The organism is Streptomyces sp. NPDC057099 (assembly GCF_042671245.1).
Classification (GTDB): Bacteria; Actinomycetota; Actinomycetes; order Streptomycetales; family Streptomycetaceae; genus Streptomyces; species Streptomyces purpurascens.
Genome location: NZ_JBHUTX010000134.1, coordinates 1 through 1,005, shown reverse-complemented (window position 1 = coordinate 1,005; position 1,005 = coordinate 1). Strand labels below are relative to the sequence as shown.

Here is a 1,005-nt window from a genome sequence, read left to right as displayed (position 1 = left end):
TTCGCGAGCAGTTGGCGTATGTGATCTATACGTCGGGTTCGACGGGGCGGCCCAAGGGTGTGGCGGTGACGCATGGGGGTCTGGCCAATTATGTGGGCTGGGCTGCCGGTGTGTATGGCATGGCGGGGGGTGGGGGTGCTCCGTTGCATTCGTCGCTTGCGTTTGATCTGACGGTGACGAGTGTGGTGTTGCCGTTGGTGTCGGGGTCGGCGGTGGTGGTGAGCCGGGCCGGTGGTGCGGAGGGCCTGGCGTCGCTGGTGGGGGAGCGTGGCGGGTTCGGGCTGGCGAAGGTGGTGCCTGCTCATCTGCCTTTGCTGGGTGAGTTGTTGGCGGATGAACGGGTGGCGGGGGCTGCGCGGACGTGGGTGGTGGGTGGTGAGGCGCTGCCGGGTGCGGTGGTGCGGGGCTGGTTGGAGCGGGCGCCTGGGTCGGTGGTGGTGAATGAGTACGGGCCGACGGAGGCGGTGGTGGGGTGTTGTGTCTTCGAGGTGCGTGCGGGGCAGTGGCTCGGGGAGTCGGTGCCGATCGGGCGGCCCGTCGCGAACACGCGGGTGTTTGTGCTGGATGGTGGGTTGCGTCCGGTGGTGCCGGGTGTGGTGGGGGAGTTGTATATCGCGGGTGCTCAGGTGGCGCGGGGTTATGTGCGGCGTGCTGGGTTGACGGCGGAGCGGTTTGTGGCGTCGCCGTTTGGTGCGGGGGAGCGGATGTATCGCTCGGGTGATCTGGCGCGGTGGAACGCGGATGGTCAGTTGGAGTACTGGGGCCGGGCGGATGAGCAGGTGAAGGTCCGGGGGTTCCGGATCGAGCCGGGTGAGGTGGAGTCGGTTCTGGTGGGGCATCCGGGGGTGTCGCGGGCGGCGGTGGTCGCTCGGGAGGATGTGCCTGGTGATGTGCGGCTGGTCGCGTATGTGGTGGCTGGTGAGGTGGGTGGGGATCTGTCGGTGGTGGTGCGGGAGTTCGCCGCGAGTCGTCTGCCGGAGCACATGGTCCCGTCCGCCGTGGTCG

The 1,005-nt window shown here is 68.7% G+C and carries 1 protein-coding gene; it reads left to right on the top strand.

The features are described 5' to 3' along the window. Positions 1-20: 20 nt before the first annotated feature. The coding region (locus ACFT4A_RS42550; RefSeq protein WP_382842076.1) for an amino acid adenylation domain-containing protein at positions 21-1,005 on the top strand (985 nt) is incomplete at its 3' end.